This is a genomic window from Acinetobacter sp. YH12208 (genome assembly GCF_013418055.1).
Taxonomy (GTDB): Bacteria; Pseudomonadota; Gammaproteobacteria; order Pseudomonadales; family Moraxellaceae; genus Acinetobacter; species Acinetobacter pseudolwoffii.
Genome location: NZ_VPCT01000002.1, coordinates 169,427 through 195,417, shown reverse-complemented (window position 1 = coordinate 195,417; position 25,991 = coordinate 169,427). Strand labels below are relative to the sequence as shown.

Here is a 25,991-nt window from a genome sequence, read left to right as displayed (position 1 = left end):
GGAGTTCAGCATGCAAACTTTTGTGCTGGTAGTACATATTATCTTAGCTGTTTTGATGATTGTCTTGATTTTGGTTCAGCATGGTAAAGGTGCAGATGCTGGTGCCTCTTTCGGTGGCGGTGGTGCGGCGACAGTATTCGGGGCATCGGGTTCCGGCAATTTTATGACCCGTTTGACTGCCATTTTAACGGCGCTATTTTTTGTGACCAGTTTGACTCTGGCTGTTTTGGCCAAGAAAGACAGCACAAATGCCTATAGTTTGGGAACGGTTCAATCTGCGCCGACCATGCCTGTGCAATCGAATGAAACTTCACCAACTGCACCAGAAACGACCGAATAGTTTTAATTAGTCCTTTCTTTTTTCCAGTGATGCGACTAGAATGCGTCACAGCTGCGGTGGTGGTGGAATTGGTAGACACGCTACCTTGAGGTGGTAGTGCTTTCGGGCGTGGGGGTTCAAGTCCCCCCTTCCGCACCAACTTATAATCCAGAAATTTAAGTTGGTGTATGCAGCTGAAAAAACTTCTGTTGATGCGGGATGGAGCAGTCTGGTAGCTCGTCGGGCTCATAACCCGAAGGTCGTTGGTTCAAATCCAGCTCCCGCTACCAATCAATCCTTTTTAAAGACGCAAACTTTTAAGAGGCAGTTTAATAAGTTATTAAGCTGAGAAATATAATTTGCATGTTGTTGCGGGATGGAGCAGTCTGGTAGCTCGTCGGGCTCATAACCCGAAGGTCGTTGGTTCAAATCCAGCTCCCGCTACCAATCTTTTAAAGATGCAAACTTTAAAAGCAGTTTAAGTTTTTTTAAGCTGAATGTTATTTGTACGCTGATGCGGGATGGAGCAGTCTGGTAGCTCGTCGGGCTCATAACCCGAAGGTCGTTGGTTCAAATCCAGCTCCCGCTACCATTTAAATGGTTTGGTAAATGTTATTTATGGATTTAGTTGATTGCTTGTCGGGCTCAACTCTCTATAAACTGGCGAAGGTTGTTGGTTTACATCTAGCACCCACTACCATTTTTTCAGTCACAGATGACAAATATGCAGAATGATGCAGTTTTGATTGAAAAGCTCTCATCTTTTGTATATAATTTTTGCACGTTGATGCGGGATGGAGCAGTCTGGTAGCTCGTCGGGCTCATAACCCGAAGGTCGTTGGTTCAAATCCAGCTCCCGCTACCAAGTTTCTAAAAAGAGGCTCACAACAAGGTGGGCCTTTTTGCACAGTGGGATTTGAAAAAAATCGCTATTGTGCTTAATTGGGGCGATTTACGCCCTTTTTTATTGGCTATCGTGTAGTGTCGACATTATTTGGTCACGTCTCCATGTTTCACTACTACTATAGTTTGTATTGGTTTGTAGTGGTCAAATAGATCATAAAATCGCACCAGATGACGAGAGTAAATGAAGCTATCAAATAAAACTCAAGCACTTCAGGACTTGATTGCACCGGCAGTTGAAGCCTGTAATGTAAACCTTTGGGGGATTGAGTTCCTGCCACAGGGTAAACGTTCGTTATTACGTATCTACATCGATAAACCGGTCGATGCAAGCGCTGAACCGGCCGTTAATGAAGACGGTGAAGAGGAACAGGGGCGTGGTATTGGTGTTCAGGATTGTGTGCGTGTAACGCAGCAAGTCGGCGCCATGCTGGATGTTCATGATCCGATCTCGGGTGAATATTCACTTGAAGTGTCTTCTCCAGGCTGGGATCGTCCATTCTTCCAGCTCGAACAGATGTCAGGCTATATTGGTCATAGCGTAGCATTACGTCTGATTAGTGCAGTAGATAACCGTCGTAAATTCCAGGCCAAACTGGTTGCAGTCGACCTAGACAATGAAATGATTCAAGTTGAAGTAGAAAAGCAACAGGTATTGGAGATCGACAGTCACAATATCGATAAAGCAAATTTGGTCTTCCAAGATTAATTGAATAAATAAAAATTTAACGAATAGGTGACGTATGGCACGTGAAATTCTGACCGTCGTTGAAACGGTTAGTAACGAAAAGGGTGTACCTCGTGAAGCAATTTTCGAAGCGCTTGAGCAAGCTTTAGTTGCGGCGACCAAGAAAAAATTCTACGAAGGAACTCGCTCTGAAGAAGCACGTTTACGTGTGGAAATTGATCGCAAAACAGGTGACTACCGTACTTTTCGTCAGTGGGAAGTAGTCGCTGACGAAGATCATGAAATGCCAGCGTGTCAGGATGCGATTTCTGATCTTGATCCTGCACAATGGTCAATTGGTGATATTCGTGAACTCGAAGTAGAGTCGATTGATTTCGGTCGTATTGCAGCACAAATTGCCAAGCAAGTGATTGTACAGAAGATCCGTGAAGCAGAACGCGCACTTGTGGCCGATGCTTACGAATCTAAAGTCGGCGAGCTGATCTATGGTGAAGTGAAGAAACAAACCAAAGATGGCTTTATCATTGACTTGGGTGATAATGCTGAAGCATACCTTGCGCGTGAAGAAATGATTCCGAAAGAAATCCTTCGTCCGAAGCAACGTATGAATGCGATTCTGTTCAATGTGAACCGTGAAGGTCGTGGTGCGCAACTCCAGTTGTCACGTGCCAAGCCGGATATGCTGATCGCATTGATGAAGAAAGAGATCCCTGAGATTTCTGAAGAAATTATTGAAATTAAAGCAGCAGCTCGTCAACCGGGTGTGCGTGCTAAAATTGCAGTAAAAACAAATGATCACCGTATTGATCCGGTTGGTGCATGTATTGGTATGCGTGGTACACGTATCCAGGCTGTTCAACAAGAATTGAACGGTGAGCGTATCGATGTCGTGGTATGGTCTGACGATCCTGCCCAGTACATCGCCAGCGCACTGGAACCAGCAGATGTATCGAGTATTGTCATCGATGAAGATGCCCGTACTGCAGACATCATCTTTGCAACGAGTGATCAATTGGCTCGTGCGATTGGTTCACAAGGTCAGAACGTTCGTCTGGCATCAGAATTGACTGGCTACAAGCTGGACATGATGCTGGAAGAGGAATACTACGCCCGTCAACAAAACGAAGCGCAACAGTATCTGGACATGTTTGTAACACGTCTGGATATCGCGGAAGATTTGGCGATGGCACTGGTAGAAATGGGCTTCACCTCGCTTGAAGAAATTGCTTATGTCCCTGCAGAAACGTTTGATGAAATCGAACTTGATGCTGAACTGGTTGAATTATTGCAAAGCCGTGCGAAAGAAATTGCACTTGCTGATGCATTACAACAGCAAGAAAATATACAAGCGCCAAGTGAAGAACTTGTTGCAATGGAAGGCATGACAGCAGAGATCGCGCAAGCTCTAGCAGCTCGTGGTGTGGTAACAGTTGACGATTTGGCAGATCAGGCGACCGACGATATCGAAGATATTGAAGGTTTGGGTGCTGAGAAAGCCGGTCAACTCATTATGAAAGCGCGCGAATCATGGTTTAACTAGGAGGTAGTATATGACGGACAAGTCGATTAAAGAGTTAGCCCTCAGCGTGGGTCGTCCAGTTGAGAAGCTCCTAGAGCAGGTTCGTGAGGCAGGTTTACCACAGCGTAAAGCTGACGATATTATTACCACCGAACAACAAGATAGCTTGATGAGCCATGTGAAGAAATCACAAGGTTCAGAAAGCCAAGCAGGGCAAATCACGTTGAAACGTAAAACAACCAGTACTGCAAAAGTTGCGAGTACTTCAGGTAAGGCGAAAACGATTAATGTAGAAGTTCGCAAGAAGCATACATTTGTTAAGCCTGATCCAGAACAGATCAAAGCAGAAGCATTGGCGAAAGCCAAGGCTGAACAACAGGCCAAAGCTGCGCCTGAGCAGAATACAGCACAAGCTGCTTCTTCTGCTGAAGCTCCGAAAACTGGCGTAAATAACGCGAGTAAAGCTCTAGAAGCGATGCGTGCTGCTGCAAAACAAACCAGCGACAAGCAAGAAGTTTCTAAAGCGGCAGTCGTGGTAAAACGCAAATCGACCAACAAGCCGATTGTAAAACAGGTTGTTAAACAAACTGAAACGGCTGAACAGAAAAAAGCACGTGAAGCTCAGGCAGCGCAATTAAAAGCGACTGAAGAAGCAGCACGTCGTAAAGCGGCTGAAGAAGCGCAGCAACGTACGCTTGAACAAATGCGTCAGATGGCGTCTAAGTACACCGCTGAAGATACAACAGCAACGATTCGTGTCGTAGATGATTCTCCGCTTGCTGCCGGTCTGGTAGGTCAGGCATATGAAGACTCATTTGCCAAAGAAGACCGCGAGATCAAACGTGGTACCAATACCCCAGCTGCACGTGCACCGAAAAAAGGTGGACGTCGTGGTCAGGAAGAACAGAGCTTCAGCAAACAGCCTAAACGCGGTTTGAAAACCAGCCAGGGCAATAAGCACGGCTTCGAAAAACCTGTGAAGAAACAGGTTTACGATGTTGAAATTGGTGAAACCATTGTTGTGGCTGACCTGGCTGCGAAAATGGCGATCAAGGTTCGTGAAGTTATTAAATCTCTCATGAAAATGGGTGAGCTGGTTACTCAGAACCAAGCCATTGATCAGGAAATTGCAGCGTTAATCGTAGAAGAAATGGGTCATAACCCGGTATTGGTTTCTGATACGCAAGCTGAAGATAACTTGCTTGAAGCAGCTGAAGAAGCACGTGGTGCACAAACAACGCGCGCACCAGTGGTTACCATCATGGGCCATGTTGACCATGGTAAAACATCGCTTCTTGACCGTATCCGCCGTGCCAAAGTGGCGCAAGGCGAAGCAGGCGGTATTACCCAGCATATCGGTGCTTACCACGTTACAACCGACAAAGGTATTATTACCTTCCTTGATACTCCGGGACACGCAGCGTTTACTGCAATGCGTTCACGTGGTGCCAAAGCAACGGATATCGTGGTACTGGTTGTTGCAGCAGATGATGGTGTTATGCCACAAACTGCAGAAGCAATCGACCATGCACGTGCTGCAGGTACACCAATCATTGTTGCAATCAACAAGATGGATAAAGAATCTGCTGATCCAGATCGCGTATTGAACGAATTGACCACCAAACAGATCGTACCTGAACAATGGGGCGGTGATGTACCGGTTGCCATGGTTTCGGCGCATTCTGGTCAAGGTATCGATGAACTTCTAGACCTGATTTCGATCCAGGCTGAATTGCTTGAATTGAAAGCATCGGAAGAAGGTGCTGCACAAGGTGTGGTGATTGAAGCACGTGTAGACAACAGCCGTGGTGCGGTCACGTCTATTCTGGTTCAAAACGGTACCTTGAAAGTGGGTGACCTGGTTCTTGCTGGTTCATCTTATGGTCGCGTTCGTGCAATGACCGATGAAAATGGTCAGCGTATCAAATCTGCAGGTCCTTCAATTCCAGTGGAAATTTTGGGTCTTCCAGAAGCGCCAATGGCAGGTGACGAAGTTCTTGTTGTTAGCGATGAGAAAAAAGCACGTGAAGTTGCCGATGCACGTATGGATCGTGAACGTCAAAAACGTCTTGAGCGTCAATCTGCAATGCGTCTTGAAAACATCATGGCGTCTATGGGCAAGAAAGATGTGCCTATCGTGAACGTGGTGCTGAAAACTGACGTACGCGGTACACTGGAAGCCTTGCATGTTGCACTTGCTGAACTTGCAACGGATGAAGTGAAAGTACGTATTATTGGTTCGGGCGTTGGTGCAATCACCGAGTCTGACGTAACACTGGCTGAATCTTCAGAAGCAGTTCTACTTGGCTTTAACGTTCGTGCGGACAACACTGCGCGTCAAAAAGCCGATGCAGACAGCATCGACATTCGTTACTACTCAATTATCTATCAATTGATTGATGATGTGAAAGCAGCAATGAGTGGTAAGCTGGCACCTGAACATCGTGAAACGATTCTGGGTGTTGCACAAGTACGTGAAGTATTCCACTCAAGTAAATTCGGTGCGGCTGCGGGCTGTATGGTTCTTGAAGGCGTATTGCATCGTAACAAACCGATTCGCGTACTCCGTGATGACGTGGTGGTATTCCAGGGCGAGCTTGAATCTCTTCGTCGCTATAAAGAAGTGGTTGAAGAAGTTCGTGCCGGTATGGAATGTGGTCTTGCGGTGAAAGGTTATAAAGACATCAAAGCACTGGATAAGATCGAAGTGTACGATGTTCAACTGATTAAACGGAGTCTTTAATGGCGGGTAGTCAACGTCTGAAGCGTATGGCGGATACAGTACAACGCGAGTTGTCAGAACTGATCCGTCAGGAGCTGAAAGATCCACGCTTAGGTGGTCTGGTGACCATCTCTGCCGTGAAGGTGAGCCCGGACTTGGGATATGCGGAAGTTTATGTCACTGTTATGGGACGTGAGCTGGGCGATGAACAAAGTGAAGCGGCGAATAAAGAAACTTTAGAGGTGTTAAACAAAGCCTCTGGTTTCCTGCGTCACGAACTGAGCCGTCGTATCAAAACCCGTATTACACCTCGTCTACGTTTCCATTACGACAAGACCAATGCCTATGGTAACTATATGTTTGGTCTAATTGCTGAAGCTGTGAAGGATTTACCTGAAGCTGAAGCAAAAAAAGATGATGAATAAGTCTTAGGACAATAAAAAAGCCACCTTCGGGTGGCTTTTTTATAGCTGGCTTTATTGAAACTTTAAACATTAGAAGTGAATCGACCTATCTAAAAATAGTCCAAATCAAGTGAGATCATCATTTTTATGATTCATTTTTTTCTCATAAAAAGCACGGCGACGTGAACGTTGCCAAGGCAGGGGACGCTCCAGTGTTTCTGGAACCTCACCACTTAGCGAGCGTAAACGTAAATGCAATGCTGCCTGCGCCATCAGATTGGCCGATACGGGTGCAGTGATAAAAGCAAACAGGGTAATCAGCACTTCAGCAAAACCGAAACGGCCGTACATGGCAGAAAAAATAATCGCGGCAATCAGAAAACTGCCCAAGCCCAAGGTACTGGATTTGGTCGGTGCATGCAGCCGCATAAACAGATCGGGCAGGCGCACCATCCCGATCCCACCGACCAGCATGAAGAAAGCACCAATCAATAAAAAAATCGAAACTAGTATTTCTAAAATTAACGGCATTTAAAAACTCCTAGTCGATGACATGGCCAGTGGTGAAATAACGCGCCAAAGCTGCTGTAGAGACAAAGCCGAGCATCGCCACCAGTAAGGCCTCTTCAAACAGAAAAGTGCTGCTCCAGTAAATTCCCAAAATGACAATCAGACAGGTGGCATTCAGGAACAGGGTATCGAGTGCCAAGAGGCGGTCAACGATAGAAGGGCCGGTAATGAGTCGGATCAGGCAGAGTAACATCGAGACAGTGACTGCACCCAGGCAAATCATTAATGCATAAGGCAGAATCGTCATATTTTTTCTCCTGTCTGTGCGCTGAAAATTTTAAGCAAGGGCTGTTCATAACGTTGTTTGATCAGCTCGATTTCAGCTGCTTCATCATCCGTGCTTAAAGCATGCACCAGAATATCACCACGATCCTGATCAATACCGGCAGTGACTGTGCCCGGTGTAGTGGTAATAATCATGGCCAGTAAGGTGTTGACTTCTTCATGCTCGGTTTCCAGAGGCACACGGAACCATTTGGGATGTAGATTTTTGGTCGGCCCCAAGACCAGTTTTGCAACTTTAAGATTGGCCACCACAATGTCCCAGACCACGACAAAGAACAGACGCAGCGCAGGCCGCCACTGGATATTCGGGGTATAGTCAATAAACGGCGCGACCATTTTGGGAATGACAATCGCCAGAAGCAGGGCCACCAGCAAGGTTCCGGCTTCTGTGCTATGTGACAGCAAAGTCCAGCTGAGTCCCACGATTACAGAAACCAACGGGTGCGGGAACCAACGTTGCAGGAATGATTCAGCCATTAAGGTCCCTCCGCCGGTTTAAGTTGATTATCATCATGTTGGGTTTGTTCAATATGCTGCTGGTCAATCTGACGTTGTTTGAATTCAGAAATATTTTCACCTTCCAAAGTGGCTTCTGAAATCATATAAGGAATCAGATGTGCATTTGGATCTACCACCTCGCCACCATATTTGGTTTCTGGCAAATAACTTGGATCAAAGGGTTGCACACTAATAAATTGACCTTCTGCATCACGTTTTAACAGGGCAGCTTCATAGACCGGATTGTTTTTAATCTGTTCTGCCGTCTGATAGTTATATTGATAGATCGGTCCAGCAAATACAACATAAGCTGTTAAGCCGGCAAGTAGCAAATAGATCGTGTGATCATTACGTGCAGGTGCCTTACTGGGTAAAGCTTCATATTTGTGGAAATCGTCAGAATTCAAATCATCTTCAGGTTTGGTCGAGCGCCAGAACAGCATAAAGCCGACTCGAGTAAAAGCCAGAATACTGAGGAAACTCACCAGCAGAATGGTCAGGATAATGATCATCTGATGCTCTGAATTGGCAGAAGCCTGCAAAATAAAGACTTTGCCAAAGAAGCCGCTTAACGGTGGCAGACCGGCCATCATCAAGGCAATGATGAAATAGACAATCGAAACCAGCTTGTTCTGTTTCATCAGCGGTGCGATTTTAAAATGATCTTTGAACTCACCGCGCTGTGAGGTAATCCAGCCAGACAGGATATAAAATGCCGCAGCAATCAGGGTACTGTGTACCATATAGTATAGGGCGCCGGCCCAGGCTGCCGTCGTATTCATGCCAATGGCCACCAGAATCGTACCGACTGAAGACAGCACCATAAAGCCGACAAAACGGCGCAGGCGTTCTGTACCAATCGCACAAATGACACCATAGACTGAAGTAATCAGACCGATCACCAGTAGACAGTTCATCAGAATCTGATGGCTGTATTCATCATCAAAAACAGTTCCATTGATTCGCAAAATCGCATAGATCCCGACTTTGGTCATGATGGTAAAGAGTGCGGCAACAGGGGTGGTGGCTACGGCATAGGTTTTGGGTAACCAGAAGCCCACCGGCAGCATTGCCGCCTTAATCCCGAAGACCACGAATAGCATGAGTCCACCGGCAACGGCCAGTTTATGCTGATCTGCTGCCAAGGTAGGCATTAAGCGCGCCACATCGGCCATGTTCAGACTGCCGACACTGCCATAAATCATGCCGAGTCCAATCAGGAACAGCGCAGAAGCCAGCAGGTTAATGGTGACGTAATGAATTCCCAGCTGGAAACGCGCCTTGCCCTGTCCATGCAATAGCAGCACATAGGACGCCATCAGCAAGATTTCAAAGAATACGAACAGGTTGAATAAGTCACCAGTCAGGAAGGCGCCGGTCAGGCCCATCAGCAGGAAATGCACCATGGTATGGAAATAACGGCCACGGGTATCCCATTCTTTACTGGCATACCAGACCACCGGTACTGCCAGGGCATAGGTCAACACCAGCATCATGGCAGAGAGTTGGTCCAGCACCAGCACGATCCCAAAAGGTGCCGCCCATTCGCCCAGTGTATATACACTGACTTGACCCTGACTGCTGTCAATTAAATAACTGACCGCAATGATCAGACCCAAGATACCCGAGATATGGCTGATACCACGACGCCAAGGCTGACGCCAGTCTGTGGTCAGGGAGCCAGAACCCGGATTGCCTAAAAGTACCAGACTAAAAGCGGTAATGGCCGGTAAAAGAATACTGAAAATTGGCGTATGTTGAGACCAGAAGTGAAGAAGATCAGTCATTAAGGCTCATCCTCACGTGGGTCAATCTGAGGTGTTTCTTCTTTTGAATCAACGTGGTCTGTTCCTGATTCATAACGGCTACGCAGTGCCAGCTGAACAATAAAGGCAGTGGTGGCAAAGCCAATCACGATGGCGGTCAGCACCAGTGCCTGCGGAAGGGGATCGGTGACTCTGGAGGCCTCGGTCAATACGGCAGGCGAATTCATCTGGATCCGCCCCATGGCAAATAAAAACAGGTTGACCGCATAACCAATCATGGCCAAGCCCAGCACCACCGGAAAAGTACGCGCACGCAGAATCAGATAGATTCCGGTGGCGGTGAGTAGACCAATGGCGGAGGCTAATAAAAATTCTAAACTCATCATTCTATTATCCTCTTGGTACTGGGCCAGTCATACTGGAGTGACGTGAATCGCCCAGCACAGAAATCATCAGCATGGTCGCACCGACTACAGTGACATAGACACCGACATCAAACAGCGCCGCCGAAGCCAGATGCATTTCTCCAATCACGGGTGGCGAGACATAAATATGCGCACTGGTCAGGAATGGGCGTGACCAGAACCAGGCTGCAACCCCGGTCAAACCGGCAATGGTTAAACCCACGCCAATCCAGATTTCATAAAGACGACCAGATTTGGCACCCAGCAACTGTTCAGTTTTATCCTGTCCCACCGCAATATATTGAATAATTAAGGCCAGTGAGGTGACTAATCCTGCAATGAATCCACCGCCCGGCAGGTTATGGCCACGCATAAAGATATACAGGCTGACTACCAGAGCTACAGGTAAAATCCATGATGCCGTGATACGTAACATCAAGGGGGAGGGATTAAATCGATAGGTCAAACCTTGGGTCATGGTGGTGCCATGCGCACGCATGCCATCCATAAGGCTAAGCACACCAATCGCGGCAATCCCGAGTACAGTAATTTCGCCGAAGGTATCGAAACCACGGAAGTCGACCAGAATCACATTGACCACATTGGTGCCGCCGCCGAGTGGAATTGACTGCTGCAGGAAGAACCATGAAATAGAATTATGATCACGGGTCATGATCAGCCAGGCGATGGTGGCAATACCGAGACCGCCGCCCAGCGCAATGATCGCATCGCGCCAGCGCCGGGTTGGACTGGATTCATAAGGGGTTAGCTGTGGTAGCAGAGATAAACTCATTAATAACAAGACGGTGGTTACCACATCGACCGTAATTTGGGTCAATGCCAGGTCAGGTGCCGAGAAGCCAATAAAGACCATGGTTACCACCAGACCCACTGCACCACTGATCAGTACCGCTTTAATCCGTTCATGATGGAACCATAGCAGCATCCAGCAGGCAGAAAATAGCAACATCCACAAGACAATGGCCAGGGCAGGGGCGTGGGTCAGCTCACGCGTACCGCTACCGATACCATTGGATAGCAATGGGAAACCAACCAGACCGATGGTAAAGATCACAATCCATAATAAATAGCTTTGTAATTTGCCAGTTTCAGTGGCACGGCGGAAACGACGTGAATTTAACAGCAGATTTTTCAGGAACAGGTCAAACAGGATCCGACCCTGTAAGCGGCCCAGTTTTGGATCCAGATCAATTTCACGTAAGGCACCACCTTTAGCCAGAGAAAAGTAAAATACTGCACCACCGGCCAAAGCAATCACACTCATTAATAATGGCAGATTAAACCCATGCCAGAGGGCCAGATGCGTACCTTCAAAAGCAAAATTTTGAGTCGTTGCCTGCGTGGTACTATTCACGATTTTTTCGACCAAAAGTGCGGGCAATAGACCCACTAAAATACATAAAAATGCCAGTAAAGTGGCGGGTGCACGCATGCCAAATGGTGGCTCATGCGCATTTTTATTCGGGACTTGCTTGCCCAGTGGGCCGTCGAAAAATACCCCATGCACCAGACGAATCGAATAAGTGACTGCAAAAATTCCGGCCAATGTTGCCACAATGGCTGAACCGACCAGCACTGGCCCGCTTAAATTGGCCACCAGCTCAGTAAAGAACATCTCTTTGGAGAGGAAACCATTGGTCAATGGAACACCGGCCATAGAGGCCGCAGTGATCATGGTCAGCGTTGCAGTAAAGGGCAGCAGTTGCCACAGACCGGAAAGCTTACGTAAATCACGGGTGCCAGATTCATGATCGATAATACCGGCAATCATAAACAGGGCCGCTTTAAAGGTCGCGTGGTTAATAATATGGAAAATTGCTGCTGCGACTGCCAGTGGAGAACCAATCCCGAGCAGACACATGATCAGACCCAGATGACTGATGGTTGAATAGGCCAACAGACCTTTCAGATCTTCCTTAAAAATGGCAAAAAAGGCGGCCATGCACAGGGTAAACAGACCGACAAAGGTCACAATATTATGAAACAGTGCCGCACCCGCAAAAATCGGGAGTAAACGTGCGACCAGAAACAGGCCGGCTTTGACCATGGTGGCCGAGTGTAAATAGGCAGAGACCGGTGTCGGTGCTGCCATGGCATTGGGTAACCAGAAATGGAAGGGAAACTGCGCACTCTTGGTAAAGGCACCGAGTAAAATCAGCAACAAAGTGGGAACAAATAGCGCATGTGACTGGATCTGTTCAGTCATCGTCAGGATTTGATCAATCTGATAAGTGCCGGTAATTTGACCCAGCAGGATGAAGCCACCAAGCATGGCCAAGCCACCCATGCCGGTAATGGTCAAGGCCATACGTGAGCCGCGCTGTGCGGCTTCGTAATTGCTCCAATAGCCCACCAGTAAAAATGATGAAATACTGGTAAGTTCCCAGAAAACCAGCAGGATCAGCAAGTTATTCGACAATGAAATTCCGAGCATGGCTGCCATAAACAGCATCAGCAAGAAATAAAGTTTGCTCAGCGAATTTTTAGGATTGAGATAATAATAGGCATAAATATAGATCAGGGTGCCTATGCCATTGATCAGCAAGGCAAACAGCAGGGCCAGAGAATCCAGACGGAAACTGAAATCGATCCCGAGCTGGGGCAGCCAGGACCAGGTCTGAATGATCACGGCACCATCAAAGATGGCAGGCGCCTGACTCAATAATAATAAGAAACTGCTGAGGCTGACACCAATTGCCCCTAAAGCCGTTACCCCGCGCGAAAATTGCTTCAGCCACGAGACAAGGGTTGTGCCTAATACTAACGGTAACAATATAATAATCGGCAGCACACTCGTATCCATTGTCGTGATTTAGGTTGTGACCAACCTAGGGTGAATCTTCATCTTTCAAGGACTACAGGATTACAAGGAGCAACCCAAACTTCTCAATCTTGAAAGCCAAAAGAATATTCAAAAAGAATATAAAAACAGTTGTATTGCGCAACTTATAAACGATAGCAAATTCCGATTTTACAATGAAATTCGCAAATAAAACCGATCATATTACAGGATAACAACAACATCAACGTTTTTATGTCGAACTTATAAATTATACGCGAGCAGGCTTTTGGCGTGGGGTGGATGCTTAAACAGATCATCCAGAAGTGACCGAAAATTAAGATTAAATTGCAAGCATTGATTGTAAATATGACTAAATGCAGTTTTACAATTGCAAAAAGACAGCACTAAAATGGTCTGGATAAATCTCGATATTCATCGAAACGATCATTACTGTTTTTCAACGTTACTTAGAGCGATTGCGGTAGCGTCGGCTGATCCTGAGCAAGTAAACGTAACAATTCCTGCTGCTGTTCAGGATTCAACTGTTGCTGAATCCGCTGTAATACAGCAAGCGGTGTAGTCGGTTCGGTGACGGTTTCTATTAGCGCTTCTTCGGCAGGAATTGCGTCTGGATCAGTATGTAGACCCATTTCGGCATAGATCTGATCAAACTGGATTTTCATGCTTTCAAGATGAATTGGATGCAACTGTTTATTTTCGAGTCTTAAGCACTGAAAGGCCTGTGCATGTTCCAGTAACTCAGGTCGGTTGCCGGTGGCAATAATTTGCAAGTTAGGAAATGCCTGATGCAGACGTGGCAGAATCTCTGCTGCCAGATCCTGATCCAGCTGATGATCAATGGCATCAATCAACAACACTCCTGTACCTTCCTGACATGGAAATAAACTGTTCGGGTTGAGCAGACAAAGACGCCGTACAATATCGCCCACCAGTGCAATCCAGGTGCGGATGCTATTGGGAAGTTGCTGAAAAGTAAAACTCTTGTCCTGATAGGTCAGCATCAGTTGCAGCTTGGGCTGGTATTTTAACTCAATCTGGCTGATGTCAGGCAATACCTGCGACAGGGCATTTTTTAAGGCCGTTAAATGCGGGGTATGCAGCTGTGCCTGGGCTTTCTCGATCTGCCACGCCAGTTCATCTCCCCGAATATCTTCAGGCTGCTGCAAGGCACGCGCTAAAATCTGATCCATGATCTTGGCGCTTTGCGCATTTTCAATATCACTGACTTCACGCAACCATTCAAAGAAACGGGCAAAGGTCGTAAACGGAATCGCGCCAATGTCGTAAGCATACGCTGTATGGAAAATGGCTGGATTGTTTTTGCTGATCAGATTGACGTCATTGACAAAGCGGTCGGCAGGATAATAGGCAATCAGCGGCAAGCCGAGCAGAGGATCATTGAATCGGGCTTTCTGATAAAGGCCAAGCATGCTGTCCAGTTGTGCAGTTTCTGCTTTGCTAAAGCCGAGTCCCTGACTATTTAAAGTCTTATAGACTTGCCAGGAACAGCTCTGTTGCTGTGCAGCTTCAGTCTGGCTGGATTCTGTAAGCGCTGAAACCTCTTCGGGAAAGCCAACCCGGATATCAATTTTGGATTGCAGCCGGTGTTGCATGATGTCCTGATCAGGCATCACCAGACCGGCAGCCCGGCTATCGCGATAACGCGCTGCAAACCAGGTCAGCGCCTGATAAGCACAGCGTAACAAAGTGGTTTTGCCAGTACCCTGATTGCCCAAAATTAAGGTAAGCGGATATTGTGAATAATCAAGCTGAAGCTGAATCTCTGGAAAATGCAGGGTGTGTTTCAGTTGAAGCGCTTCGATGTGCATAGATCACCTGTACCATGATTTTACATCCATACCTTAACCGACGGCTTGACGAAGCGACTGCGGCATCTTGATCTTCAGTTGTTGAATCAGGTCATAAATGTGATGAATATTTAAGCTTACTTTAGCACGTGTACAGGCCACGTAAAGTAAACGTAGCTCTTCATCACTAATTTTATGATCTTTTTCATTCAGCTTAAACTGATAGTCATCTTCAATATGCACCCGTTCCCACTCCAGACCTTTGGCCTTATGGGCAGTGGAAATAATATAGTCCGCCTGTCCAATCGGGGTGATTTTGGCTAGGGCTTTTTTCAATGGATCGGTGCCATGTTCATCGACCAGTTTAACCAGCGGTTTGATGTCGCTACCTTCATTGGTTTCACAGTATTCATGCACATCATGCCAGGAATTAAACCAAGCCAATTCCGGCACATCGACCACACGTTTGCCCTGTTTCAACATGGCAGCCGCATCGACAAAACGATTCAGTTTGACATGATCGGCTTGCAGGCTGACTTTATCACCACGCACCAGTCCGGCAAGTAACAGTTCCATGGCCCGGGCATTGGTCCGGCATAAAATTGCATCCCGCATTTTGGTATGCGGTTTATTCACGACTTTAGAATCTAACAACGGATTGCCAAGCAAAGGCACGGTTTCATTCAGTGCACCTAAAATGGCATTGGCATTTAACGCGATTTCAGGGCCGAAACGAAACGATGTGGTCAGGCGTGATTCGGGTAAGGGCAGTTGCTGCATGGCATTCACCGCACCGCGCCAAGCATAAATCTGCTGATGCGCATCGCCGACATAAATCACCTGAGTATTCCGCTGTTTCAGCAAAATTCCGAGCATGAGTGGGTCGGCATCCTGCGCTTCATCAAACAGCACATAATCGGCCGGAATATTCGGTTCAGACAGCGCCCAGAGTTTCAGGTAAATATCATGGCCAATCCCGGCCTGATGATTGGGATCGATTGATTCTAGCCAGCGCCGTTCTACGGCCGGATAGAGTTTCTTTTGCAGAATTTCAATATCATCTGGATGCAACCAGCTCGGTGCCTGAATATGCCGCGGAGCAGGGTATTGCGAACTGGTCGAACAGAAATAGCCAACCGCATTGGCGACTAAACTCGCCAGACGCGAAGGCATCAAGACATATTTTTCATAACGCCCACCCATCATACGGCGCATGGTCATCGGTTCCAGACGGTATTCTTTGGCAATAAAGCTTGGACTTAAACGGGGCAGACGCAGCTTGTCGGTGATTCCACGTGGAACACTGCGAAATGCCAGCGAGTGAAAAGTGCGGCAATCTACGCCGCGATGAAATTTGGCTTGCGCTTCACTGGCAATGGCTTTGTTGAAAGCCAGATACATGCCACGCCGTTCAGGCATGGCATCACTGATCATTTGTAATGTGGTGGTTTTACCTGTGCCGGCATAGGCAATTACTTTAAAGGAATTACCCAGACGGGCATTATCGATGGCAGTGGCCTGCTCATAAGTGGCCTTGGGTTTTTGCAGATCAGACACAGGCATATTCATCATTTAATGCTGACGGCTGGCTTTTTCAACCAGACCGGATAAGCCCTGACGACGTGCCAGCTCATTCAAGACCAGTTGCGGTTCGATATCGAAATAGCCGAGCATGACGATAGTATGGAACCACAGATCTGCCACCTCATAAATCAGATCATTTTTATTGTCTTCAGAGACCTGAGCGTTGAAATCTTTGGCAGCCAGCACAGTTTCAAAGCTTTCTTCACCGACTTTTTCTAAAATCTTGTTCAGGCCTTTGTGATAGAGCTTGGCCACATAAGAGGAATCCGGATCGGCCTGTTTGCGTTCTGCCATCATTTGGCCCAGATAGGACAAGACTTCGACCTGTTCAGACTGGGCGCTTGACGCTTCCATCGCCAGCGTATGCGGATTTGTGGATTTTTCACCATAAATTGCAGACGGGTGTTTCAGCTGTGCATCGACAATTTCCCAGCCATTTGGCGTGAGTTTACGATAGAAACATGATTCACGACCAGTATGACAAGCGATGCCGCCATGCTGTTCAATTTGCAGCACAATTACATCGGCATCACAGTCCAGACGGATTTCATGTACGGTTTGAAAATGTCCTGATTCTTCGCCCTTATGCCATAACTTGCTGCGTGAACGGGAGAAATACACGGCTTGGTTTTTCTCAGCCGTTAGTGCTAGCGCTTCACGGTTCATCCAGGCCACCATCAAGACACGACCAGTTTGATGATGCTGGGCAATGGCAGGGACTAATCCTTGTTCGTTAAATTTTACTTCATCGAGCCATTGCGCGTTGTTCATAAGGGTTTCCATCATTTCAATCAAAATATAAAAATACGGATAGGAAATATCCGCAGATAGTGTACGTGATCTCGCAGCATTTGCGGCAAAAATCTGTGTCGATAAAGACAGGCTATGTCGTGTGTGATCCAGATGAGCTTGCTTTCACCTAGAGATTTAAAACTGAGACATCAAAAAAGCCGCCCGATCGGCGGCTCGTATTTTCAGGAAATTATCCCAGTAAAAATTACCAGTGTTCGCCCGGGAACAGCCGTGCATATGCTTTTTGCACCAAATTTAATTTTTGTGGTTGACCCACAGAGGCACTTGAACTTGGGAACAGGTTATAACCAATCGACATCAGAACATTGTTGATATCCGGAGCAATCGAATAAGTAATCGAGGCCAGACGACCCAAACCGGTCGCAACTTTCTTCGGACGTTTCACGATGGCATAGGCAATCAGGTCAGCTGCCTGTTCCGGAGAAAGTGTCGGGACGTATTTATAAATTTTGGTTGGTGCAATCATCGGAGTGCGTACCAAAGGCATATAGATCGAGGTGATGGCGATTTTATGCGAATGTACTTCGGCAGACAGACAGCGACTAAAGGCATCCAGCGCAGCTTTTGACGCGACATAGGCCGAAAAACGGGTGGCATTGGCCAGTACGCCAATCGAACTGATGTTAATGATATGACCCGCGCGACGGATCATCATTTGTGGCAGGATATTCATGACCAGACGCACGGCGCCGAAATAGTTCAGCTGCATGGTCCGTTCAAAATCATGGAAGCGGTCGACCGATTCATGCACGGCGCGGCGAATCGAACGACCCGCATTATTGATCAGAATATCAATATGATCGACTGAGGCAATGATCTGTTTGGAGACCTCATCAATCGCCTCCATATTGTTTAAATCGCATGGAAAGATTGAGGCTTTGCCGCCTTTGGCTTCAATGTCTGCTTTTACTTGTTCTAGGGTTTCTTGAGTACGGGCCACCAGTAAAACATGCGCACCTGCATCGGCCAGTTGATGTGCCGTCGTTAACCCAATACCGCTGGATGCGCCGGTGATCAGGACGGTTTTACCCGCAACAGATTTTTCCAGTTGTTTGTGTAATCTAGTTTTCACATTTGTTATCCCTAATTTGAAGTCAGCGTTCAAATTATTTTTATTAAAGGTGTATGGCGCTCTAACAGGAGATGAGAGCGAAGGTGAGTACAGATATGATAACCAATTCTTCAGGAAAATCTATAAATTAAACCATTGAAATTAAAATAAAAATTAGAGTAATTGCTCTATTTGTGTTCGCTATTTCATTTAACTTTTACCATGAAAATAAAAAGCAAAGCAAGTGGCTGTTTTAGAATATAAATAAAAAAACTCCACCAGAAAGGGTGGAGTTTTGAGTCAGATGAAACACGCCTTTAAACGGTCGCTAGCGCCTGTTCCAGATCCGCGATCAGGTCATCAATATGTTCAATCCCAATCGAGAGTCGCACCATATCTTCACTGACACCTGCTGATTTTAACTCCTCGGCATTGAGTTGGCGATGTGTGGTGGTCGCCGGATGGCAGGCCAGACTTTTGGCATCGCCGATATTAACCAGACGGGTAAACAGTTGCAGCGCATCAATAAAACGTGTGCCGCCTTCAAGACCATGCTCTACACCAAAGGTCAGAATTGCAGACGGTTTACCTTTCACATATTTTTGTGCCAAGGCATGTTGTGGATGATCTTTCAGACCAGCGTAATTGACCCATTTTACTTTAGGATGCTGCTGTAAATATTCCGCAATTTTAAGCGCATTTTCAGTATGACGCTCCATACGCAGACTTAAAGTTTCCAAACCTTGCAGGATCAGAAATACATTTTGCGGGCTGATCGCGGCCCCAGTATTGCGTAGTGGCACCACACGCGCTCGAGCGATATAAGCCGCTTCACCGAGAACTTCGACATAGTTTACGCCATGATAACTTGGATCGGGGGTATTCAGCGCGGGAAAGCGTTCAGGATATTTACCCCACGGGAATTTACCGCTATCGACAATGATGCCACCAATCGAATTGCCATGACCGCCGATATATTTGGTCAATGAATGCACGATAATGTCGGCACCAAAATCAAAAGATTTTTGTAGCACTGGCGTTGCCACCGTGTTGTCCACGACCACAGGCACACCGTACTCATGCGCGATTTTTGCAATCTCTTCCAGATCAATAATATTACCCAGTGGATTACCAATGGATTCCACAAAGACCAGTTTGGTCTTGTCATCAATTAAACTACGCAAGCTTTCCGGTTTTTCATAATCAAAGAAACGCACGTCAATACCTTGCTTCGGCAGGGTGTGTGCGAACAGGTTATAGGTGCCGCCATAGAGCGTAGATACGGATGCAATATTGTCACCGGCTTCAGCAATGGTCTGAATCGCATAGGTAATTGCAGCCATACCAGACGCTAAAGCAAGTGCGCCAATCCCGCCTTCAAGTGCGGCGATACGTTGCTCTAACACCGCCGTGGTCGGGTTCATGATCCGGGTATAGATATTGCCCTGTACCTTTAAATCGAACAAATCGGCCCCATGTTGAGTATTGTCAAAGGCATAAGACGTAGTTTGGTAAATTGGCACTGCAACTGCTTTGGTGGTGGCTTCAGGGCTATAACCTGCATGAATCGCAAGGGTTTCTGCTTTATAACTCATTATGACTGATCTTCTTGTGTTTAAGTTTATGACTTGAGTGTAACATTTTCATATATAAGTAAAAGTGCAATTTTACTGAAATAGATAGATGAAATAATCATATATAAATTGGGATTCGACGCACTTATTTGACTTAAATCAGCTGTTTGAAAAATCACCATAAATAAACTTGTAACAATGCATTGAAGTTCATGGCAATGGCTTATGTTTTCGCAGCTTTCTGCGTATAATAGCCGATTATTTTTTCGCTCTTTTTTGAGCTGGGGTGGTTGTTTTAACCCCATTTGGTTTTTCAGTTGAGGAGTCCTACGTGGCCCAATATATTTATACGATGAACCGAGTGTCTAAGATGGTGCCGCCGAAACGCGAAATCCTGAAAGATATCTCCTTATCATTTTTCCCGGGCGCAAAAATTGGTGTGCTTGGTCTAAACGGTGCAGGTAAATCGACCTTGCTTCGTATTATGGCGGGCGTAGATAAAGATTTCTCTGGTGAAGCACGTGCACAACCAGGTACTAAAATCGGTTATCTCGAGCAAGAGCCGCCTTTAGATGAAACTAAAGACGTGCGTGGCAACGTTGAAGATGGTCTGCGTGAGCCGCTGGATGCTTTGGCACGTCTTGACGAAGTATTTGCAGAATATGCAGCAGAAGATGCTGACTTTGATGCACTTGCAAAAGAGCAAGAAAAGCTCGAAGCCATTATCCATGCATGGGATGCACATAACCTTGCCAATCAGATGGATCAGGCAGCTGCTGCACTGAACCTTCCAGCTTGGGATGCCGATGTTAAACTGCTTTCAGGTGGTGAACGCCGCCGTGTGGCACTGTGCCGTTTGCTCTTGTCTAAGCCAGACATGTTGCTTCTTGACGAACCGACGAACCATTTAGATGCATCATCTGTTGCCTGGTTAGAACGTTTCTTGAAAGACTTCCCGGGTACCATCGTTGCGATTACGCATGACCGTTATTTCTTGGATAACGTGGCTGAGTGGATTCTTGAGCTTGACCGTGGCATGGGCATTCCATACCAAGGTAACTACTCTTCTTGGTTAGAGCAGAAAAATGCGCGTCTAGAGCAAGAGAACAAGCAAGAAGAATCTTTTGCTAAAGCATTGAAAAAAGAACTTGAATGGGTTCGCTCAAATGCCAAAGGCCAGCAAAAGAAAAACAAAGCGCGTATGGAGCGTTTTGAAGAGCTTAACTCGCGTGAATTCCAACAGCGTAACGAAACCTCTGAAATCTACATTCCACCTGGCCCACGTCTAGGCAACAAGGTTGTAGAAGTTGAAGGCATCAGCAAATCGTTTGGTGATCGTACCCTGTATAAAGATTTATCATTCGTTGTACCGCCTGCTGCGATCGTGGGTATCGTCGGTGAGAACGGTGCAGGTAAAACCACACTGTTCCGCATGATGACCGGTGAGCAACAACCTGATACCGGTTCTGTGGTACTGGGTGAGTCGGTGAAAGTGGCTTATGTCGGTCAGATTCGTGACACGCTTGATGACAACAAAACCGTTTGGGAAGAAGTTTCTGGCGGTTTAGACATCTTGAAGATTGGCGAATACGAAATTGCATCTCGTGCATATATCGGTCGCTTTAACTTTAAAGGCCAGGATCAGCAAAAACGTGTCGGTCAATTGTCAGGTGGTGAGCGTAACCGTTTACAACTGGCGAAAATCCTGCAAATGGGCGCAAACGTAATCTTGCTCGATGAACCGTCAAACGACCTGGATATCGAAACCTTACGTGCGCTTGAGGATGCCATTCTGGTGTTCCCGGGTACTGTGATGGTGATCTCGCATGACCGTTGGTTCCTGGACCGTATTGCAACGCACATCTTGTCATTTGAAGGTGAAACACCTGAATTCTTCACTGGTAACTATGCTGAGTTTGAAGAATATCGCCGTAAGCGCGATGGTGATGATCTGGTCGCGAAGCGTCAAAAATACCGTAAAATTGGTGTTTAATCCCTGATTTTAAAATAAAAAACCAGCCTTCGGGCTGGTTTTTTGTGCTTATAGGGCGGTGGTGAGTGACTTAGAGTTCCCACTCGTGATTACATTCACGACATTTCCATTTCTTCTGGGTTTGCATAAATGCTTGCATGGAGATTTTAAAATCAGGTAGATCTTTATAAAACATAAAGCCTGCAATCAAAGAAAGAATAAAGACGATGACGGTTGCAGTCTGTAAAGTGGTACCTGCACCATCACCAAAGATCCACATCGCGATACTGATGATCACCAGTAATAATAATAGGAACAGGGCGGGCACCAGAAACATCAGGCTTTTAGGAACCACCGGACGTGGAGCTGCTTGACCTGGCTGGGCCACTGGCATGATTTTCGGGCTTTGACACTTAGGGCAACGATATTGCATTACAACTCCAAAATTCTAAATTACTGATTATTTTATCGGAAGATGCGAAGAAACCGAAATATTGCCCAACATAAAATATACAGGCAATAAAAAACCCAAGTCATAATGCTTGGGTTTTTTAAAAGACCACTTCAAAAGTAATCTTGAATATGGCGTCCCTACGGGGATTCGAACCCCGGTTACCGCCGTGAAAGGGCGATGTCCTAGGCCTCTAGACGATAGGGACAATTGAGGCGTTACACAGCTAAAGCAAGACTTGATTTGGTGGAGTCAAGGAGGATCGAACTCCTGACCTCTACAATGCCATTGTAGCGCTCTACCAACTGAGCTATGACCCCAGTCTGTGTGAGCGCTATATTAGGGATATCGCGCTCACACGTCAACAAAAAAATTAATTAAGCTTGATCAACCGCTTCATTTTTCGGCAATTTTAAGCTTTCATTGAGTTTTTCCCAGACTTTCAGCTCTTTTTTGCTTGGGCCACCGACAATTTCCAGCGCATGACGTAAACGTGCGAAGGTCAAATCCGGGCCAATGGTGACCATAGTCTGCATCACCGGGGTAGACGCAGTTGAACCGGCAATGGCAATAAAAAAGGCCGGCATGAAGTCACGCAGTTTAATTTCCATTTGTGCTGCCAAATCCATCAAGGTTTGGCTGACCGTGTCATTGTTCCAGGTGAACAGGCTTTCTAAACGCCAAATGGCAAACTGCAAGCTCTGACGTACCTGTTCGTCAGACAGTTTTTTGCTGACAAACTGCTCCTGAGTCAGGGCCGGGAAGTGGTTGAAGTAATGCGCAGACCAGTTCACTGCTTCAGACAGCAAGTTGATACGTGGTTGAATCGCAGCTGCGATTTCTTCTAATTTGGCACGGTCTGCTTTCCATGCCAGCAGCGTATCGAGCAATTCAGCAGGAGAAAGGGCTTTGATCCATTGACCATTGAGCCAGTTGAGTTTTTCAACATCAAAGATTGGACCACCGAGTGATACGCGTTTGATATCAAAATGTTCAATCATTTCTACCAATGTGAATTTTTCACTTTCATCTGGCATTGACCAGCCCATACGACCCAAGTAGTTCAACAAGGCTTCAGGCAGTACACCGATATCTTTGTAATAGTTGATTGAAGTTGGGTTTTTACGCTTAGACAATTTTGATTTGTCCGGGTTGCGTAGCAGTGGCATGTGACACAGCACCGGCATCTCCCAACCGAAGTACTGGTACAGCAACTGATGCTTCGGTGCAGATGGAATCCATTCTTCACCACGAATCACATGCGTGATTTGCATTAAATGGTCATCCACCACGTTGGCCAAATGATAGGTTGGCAAGCCGTCAGTTTTCAGCAGAATCTGCATGTCGACCTGCGCCCATGGAATCTCGACTTCACCACGCAGCATGTCATTAAATTTACAAATACCTTCAGTCGGTACTTTCATGCGAATCACATGTGCTTCGCCAGCAGCCAAACGACGCTCGACCTCTGCTTGAGAAAGGTTTAAGCCTCGACCGTCATAACGTGGAGATTCACCACGTGCTTGCTGTTCAGCACGCATTTGATCCAGTTCTTCGGCAGTGGCGAAACAGTAGAAGGCATGACCTTTTTCAACCAGTTCCAGCGCATAGTTTTTATAAATATCCATACGTTCTGACTGGCGGTACGGTGCATGTGGGCCACCCACATCTGGACCTTCAGACCAGTTGAGACCGAGCCAGCGCAATGAATCCAGGATCATCTTTTCAGATTCAGGTGTTGAGCGCAGTTGGTCAGTATCTTCAATACGAAGGATGAATTCACCCCCATGCTGTTTAGCAAAACATAAGTTAAACAAGGCAATATAGGCAGTACCTACATGAGGAAAACCTGTAGGAGAAGGTGCAATACGAGTACGAACAGTCATAGCCGGATATAATCTAGAATATAAATTTGGTTCTATTATAGCGAAAAAGCCACATCACTTAATGCTTTATTCAACATTCAGTGATATGGCTTTAAATCTTGGTGTTATTCGAGTTGGTTAAAACTGATTAAGAATTATCGCTAGAAAATATGCTTTGTACGAAGCGGGTAAAGCGATAATTTTGTGCTGCAAAGAAATTTTGTGAAGGTGCGACTTTCAGCGCAGTTAAGACTTTAAGATTATCGTCTGTATGCAACGTTTTTTCGCTTTTTTGTTGTTGAATTGCTTTTTCAATCGGCGATGTCTTGTTTTCAACAGTAGTGACTGAGGCCTTCTGCAAATCTGTCTTCACAACGACGGCATGACCCAGTTGAATCGAAAACAGCATGATCAGACTTAGGATGCTAGCTGTGAATAATTTAAATTTCATATCCAAACTTCCTCCTTGCTTCTGGTTGGTTTTATTCTGTTAAAAATGTTTTTTTAATACTCCGTCTACAATTTAATCACAGTTGATTATAAAGAAGTAGAACCAAGTCACATTTTTTACAAAAAATTAATATAACATCTATGGAAAATTACTAAAAATCGTAATTCTCTCTTCTGGCGGCCTATTTTTAACAGACAACTATGAAGAGAACGTGAAGAACTGTCTTATATTGTAGCAGGATATTAATTTTTTAGCAGAATATGTATCCAGGTTTAATTGTTAGCAGATATCTCAAAATCAGAAATAGATCATCAATATTATTATAAACACATGATTGTTATATTTATTTTTTATTTATACAGTGTGGTTATCTCAATAATGAGTCACATAACATGAAAAAAATAATAGCAACCGCAATCTTGACAATATTTACAGCAACCACCATGCAAAATGTAATGGCCAAAGATTTCCTGAATGTCTCTTATGATCCGACCCGTGAATTTTACCAAGAATATAATCAGGAGTTTGGCCAGTTCTGGAAGTAGAAAACCGGACAGACAATCAATTTTAAACAGTCACATGGCGGTTCAGGCAAGCAGGCACGTTCGGTCGTCGATGGTTTGCAGGCCGATGTGGTGACTTTGGCTTTGGCCAATGACATTGAGGAAATCGTCAATGCCGGTTTAATCGAGAAAGGCTGGCAAAAAGAGTTTTCAAATAATTCAGCACCGTATACATCGACAATCGTTTTTTTGGTGCGTAAGGCTAATCCCAAGCAAATCAAGGACTGGAATGATCTGACCAAACCGGGTGTCGAGATTATTACGCCTAACCCGAAAACTGGTGGAGCGCCACGTTGGATTTATCTGTCTGCTTGGGGCTATGCGCTGAAACAGCCCGGTGGCAATGATGCCAAAGCCCGAGATCTGGTCAAAAAGCTTTATCAAAATGTCAAAGTGTTGGATTCCGGTGCCCGTGGTTCACTGACGACTTTTGCCGAGCGCGGTATTGGCGATGTACTATTATCTTGGGAAAATGAAGCCTTGCTGGCAACGCAAGGTCTAGGTAAGGACAAGTACGATATCATCTATCCCTCTATTTCAATTCTGGCCGAGCCATCGGTGGCAATCGTTGATAAAAATGTGAATAAAAATGGCAATGCCAATCTGGCGAAAGGCTATTTGAATTATCTGTATTCCCCGAAAGGGCAGGAGTTGGCTGCGAAATATTTCTTCCGTCCACGCGATGCTAAAGTGGCTGCCAAATATTCCGCCCAATTTCCGAAAACTCAAACCTTTACCATTGATAAAGTCTTTGGTGGCTGGGCAAAAGCGCAAAAAACCCATTTTGTGAATGGGGCGATTTATGACCAGATTTATAATGAAAAGCGATAACAAGCTTGAATCTAAATTGAATGAAGAAAACGGATAAAGCGTTATCCGTTTTTTTTATATTTAATGCATAAAATTCTATATATTCGAAATAAGTGAAATGACTGGCTATATTTTGTTTTTAAAAAC

At 45.9% G+C, this 25,991-nt stretch carries 20 protein-coding genes, 7 tRNA genes and 1 pseudogene; 12 read left to right on the top strand and 16 right to left on the bottom strand.

Annotation, left to right across the window (positions count from 1 at the left end; all coding sequences use genetic code 11):
• The first annotated feature begins 10 nt into the window (after positions 1-10).
• From secG to FTU95_RS03860, 10 genes are all read left to right on the top strand, one after another.
• Positions 11-340, top strand: a complete 330-nt coding sequence (gene secG / locus FTU95_RS03905; RefSeq protein WP_005094388.1) for a preprotein translocase subunit SecG — start codon at positions 11-13, stop codon at positions 338-340.
• Between the two features lie 53 nt (positions 341-393).
• Positions 394-478: transfer RNA gene (locus tag FTU95_RS03900), tRNA-Leu, on the top strand.
• 54 nt (positions 479-532) lie between these two features.
• Positions 533-609: transfer RNA gene (locus tag FTU95_RS03895), tRNA-Met, on the top strand.
• Positions 610-689: 80 nt separating this feature from the next.
• Positions 690-766, top strand: a tRNA-Met gene (locus tag FTU95_RS03890).
• 68 nt (positions 767-834) lie between these two features.
• Positions 835-911: transfer RNA gene (locus FTU95_RS03885), tRNA-Met, on the top strand.
• 196 nt (positions 912-1,107) lie between these two features.
• A tRNA-Met gene (locus FTU95_RS03880) sits at positions 1,108-1,184 on the top strand.
• Positions 1,185-1,406: 222 nt separating this feature from the next.
• Positions 1,407-1,931, top strand: coding sequence for a ribosome maturation factor RimP (gene rimP / locus FTU95_RS03875; RefSeq protein ID WP_005094386.1), 525 nt, complete (start codon positions 1,407-1,409; stop codon positions 1,929-1,931).
• A 34-nt stretch (positions 1,932-1,965) separates the two neighbouring features.
• Positions 1,966-3,450 carry a transcription termination factor NusA gene (gene nusA, locus FTU95_RS03870; RefSeq protein ID WP_005094384.1) on the top strand — a complete coding sequence of 495 codons (1,485 nt, stop codon included), beginning with the start codon at positions 1,966-1,968 and terminating at the stop codon, positions 3,448-3,450.
• Between the two features lie 10 nt (positions 3,451-3,460).
• A complete protein-coding gene (gene infB / locus FTU95_RS03865; protein ID WP_005094383.1) occupies positions 3,461-6,172 on the top strand; it encodes a translation initiation factor IF-2 in 2,712 nt (903 codons plus the stop codon).
• Positions 6,172-6,576, top strand: a complete 405-nt coding sequence (locus FTU95_RS03860) for a ribosome-binding factor A (protein WP_005094380.1) — start codon at positions 6,172-6,174, stop codon at positions 6,574-6,576. Before infB ends, FTU95_RS03860 begins: the two co-directional genes overlap by 1 nt.
• 105 nt (positions 6,577-6,681) lie before the next feature.
• Here the strand turns inward: FTU95_RS03860 and FTU95_RS03855 are convergent, their stop codons facing one another.
• The 11 genes from FTU95_RS03855 to FTU95_RS03805 all read right to left on the bottom strand — a co-directional run bounded on the left by FTU95_RS03855 (position 6,682) and on the right by FTU95_RS03805 (position 19,753).
• Entirely contained in the window at positions 6,682-7,086 is a 405-nt protein-coding gene (locus FTU95_RS03855; RefSeq protein ID WP_005094378.1) for a Na+/H+ antiporter subunit G, read from the bottom strand.
• Between the two features lie 10 nt (positions 7,087-7,096).
• Entirely contained in the window at positions 7,097-7,372 is a 276-nt protein-coding gene (locus FTU95_RS03850) for a monovalent cation/H+ antiporter subunit F (RefSeq protein WP_005094376.1), read from the bottom strand.
• On the bottom strand, positions 7,369-7,887 hold the full coding sequence (locus FTU95_RS03845; protein WP_005094373.1) for a Na+/H+ antiporter subunit E: 519 nt from the start codon (positions 7,885-7,887) through the stop codon (positions 7,369-7,371). The genes FTU95_RS03850 and FTU95_RS03845 overlap by 4 nt, the downstream gene beginning before the upstream one ends.
• Positions 7,887-9,695, bottom strand: a complete 1,809-nt coding sequence (locus FTU95_RS03840) for a monovalent cation/H+ antiporter subunit D (RefSeq protein WP_180077618.1) — start codon at positions 9,693-9,695, stop codon at positions 7,887-7,889. Before FTU95_RS03840 ends, FTU95_RS03845 begins: the two co-directional genes overlap by 1 nt.
• Positions 9,695-10,060, bottom strand: coding sequence for a Na+/H+ antiporter subunit C (locus FTU95_RS03835; RefSeq protein ID WP_180077616.1), 366 nt, complete (start codon positions 10,058-10,060; stop codon positions 9,695-9,697). Before FTU95_RS03835 ends, FTU95_RS03840 begins: the two co-directional genes overlap by 1 nt.
• 4 nt (positions 10,061-10,064) lie before the next feature.
• The gene (locus FTU95_RS03830; RefSeq protein WP_180077614.1) at positions 10,065-12,902 is read right to left on the bottom strand and encodes a monovalent cation/H+ antiporter subunit A; all 2,838 of its coding nucleotides are present in this window, start codon (positions 12,900-12,902) and stop codon (positions 10,065-10,067) included.
• A 446-nt stretch (positions 12,903-13,348) separates the two neighbouring features.
• Positions 13,349-14,731 carry an AAA family ATPase gene (locus tag FTU95_RS03825; RefSeq protein ID WP_180077612.1) on the bottom strand — a complete coding sequence of 461 codons (1,383 nt, stop codon included), beginning with the start codon at positions 14,729-14,731 and terminating at the stop codon, positions 13,349-13,351.
• 33 nt (positions 14,732-14,764) lie between these two features.
• Positions 14,765-16,267, bottom strand: coding sequence for a UvrD-helicase domain-containing protein (locus tag FTU95_RS03820; RefSeq protein ID WP_034608364.1), 1,503 nt, complete (start codon positions 16,265-16,267; stop codon positions 14,765-14,767).
• A 15-nt stretch (positions 16,268-16,282) separates the two neighbouring features.
• Positions 16,283-17,065, bottom strand: a complete 783-nt coding sequence (hisIE, locus tag FTU95_RS03815; protein WP_159138540.1) for a bifunctional phosphoribosyl-AMP cyclohydrolase/phosphoribosyl-ATP diphosphatase HisIE — start codon at positions 17,063-17,065, stop codon at positions 16,283-16,285.
• A 226-nt stretch (positions 17,066-17,291) separates the two neighbouring features.
• Entirely contained in the window at positions 17,292-18,179 is an 888-nt protein-coding gene (locus tag FTU95_RS03810) for an SDR family NAD(P)-dependent oxidoreductase (protein ID WP_044108999.1), read from the bottom strand.
• 296 nt (positions 18,180-18,475) lie between these two features.
• Positions 18,476-19,753 (bottom strand): O-acetylhomoserine aminocarboxypropyltransferase/cysteine synthase family protein, encoded by a 1,278-nt coding sequence (locus FTU95_RS03805; protein WP_005168919.1) that lies wholly within the window; start codon positions 19,751-19,753, stop codon positions 18,476-18,478.
• A gap of 310 nt (positions 19,754-20,063) precedes the next feature.
• On the opposite strand from FTU95_RS03805, the gene ettA reads away from it, so the two are divergent.
• Entirely contained in the window at positions 20,064-21,725 is a 1,662-nt protein-coding gene (gene ettA / locus FTU95_RS03800) for an energy-dependent translational throttle protein EttA (protein WP_005168915.1), read from the top strand.
• Between the two features lie 70 nt (positions 21,726-21,795).
• On the opposite strand, the gene FTU95_RS03795 is transcribed toward ettA, so the two are convergent.
• The 5 genes from FTU95_RS03795 to FTU95_RS03775 form a co-directional block, all read right to left on the bottom strand.
• Complete coding sequence (locus FTU95_RS03795; RefSeq protein WP_180077610.1) at positions 21,796-22,137, bottom strand: hypothetical protein; 342 nt, start codon at positions 22,135-22,137, stop codon at positions 21,796-21,798.
• 150 nt (positions 22,138-22,287) lie between these two features.
• A tRNA-Glu gene (locus tag FTU95_RS03790) sits at positions 22,288-22,363 on the bottom strand.
• Positions 22,364-22,399: 36 nt separating this feature from the next.
• Positions 22,400-22,475, bottom strand: a tRNA-Ala gene (locus FTU95_RS03785).
• 57 nt (positions 22,476-22,532) lie between these two features.
• Positions 22,533-24,041: a glutamate--tRNA ligase gene (gene gltX / locus FTU95_RS03780; RefSeq protein WP_180077608.1), complete on the bottom strand. Its 1,509-nt coding sequence runs from the start codon at positions 24,039-24,041 to the stop codon at positions 22,533-22,535.
• A gap of 127 nt (positions 24,042-24,168) precedes the next feature.
• Positions 24,169-24,471: a hypothetical protein gene (locus FTU95_RS03775; RefSeq protein ID WP_180077606.1), complete on the bottom strand. Its 303-nt coding sequence runs from the start codon at positions 24,469-24,471 to the stop codon at positions 24,169-24,171.
• A 392-nt stretch (positions 24,472-24,863) separates the two neighbouring features.
• On the opposite strand from FTU95_RS03775, the pseudogene FTU95_RS03770 reads away from it, so the two are divergent.
• Positions 24,864-25,865: pseudogene (locus FTU95_RS03770) on the top strand (sulfate ABC transporter substrate-binding protein).
• The last annotated feature ends 126 nt before the right edge of the window (positions 25,866-25,991 follow it).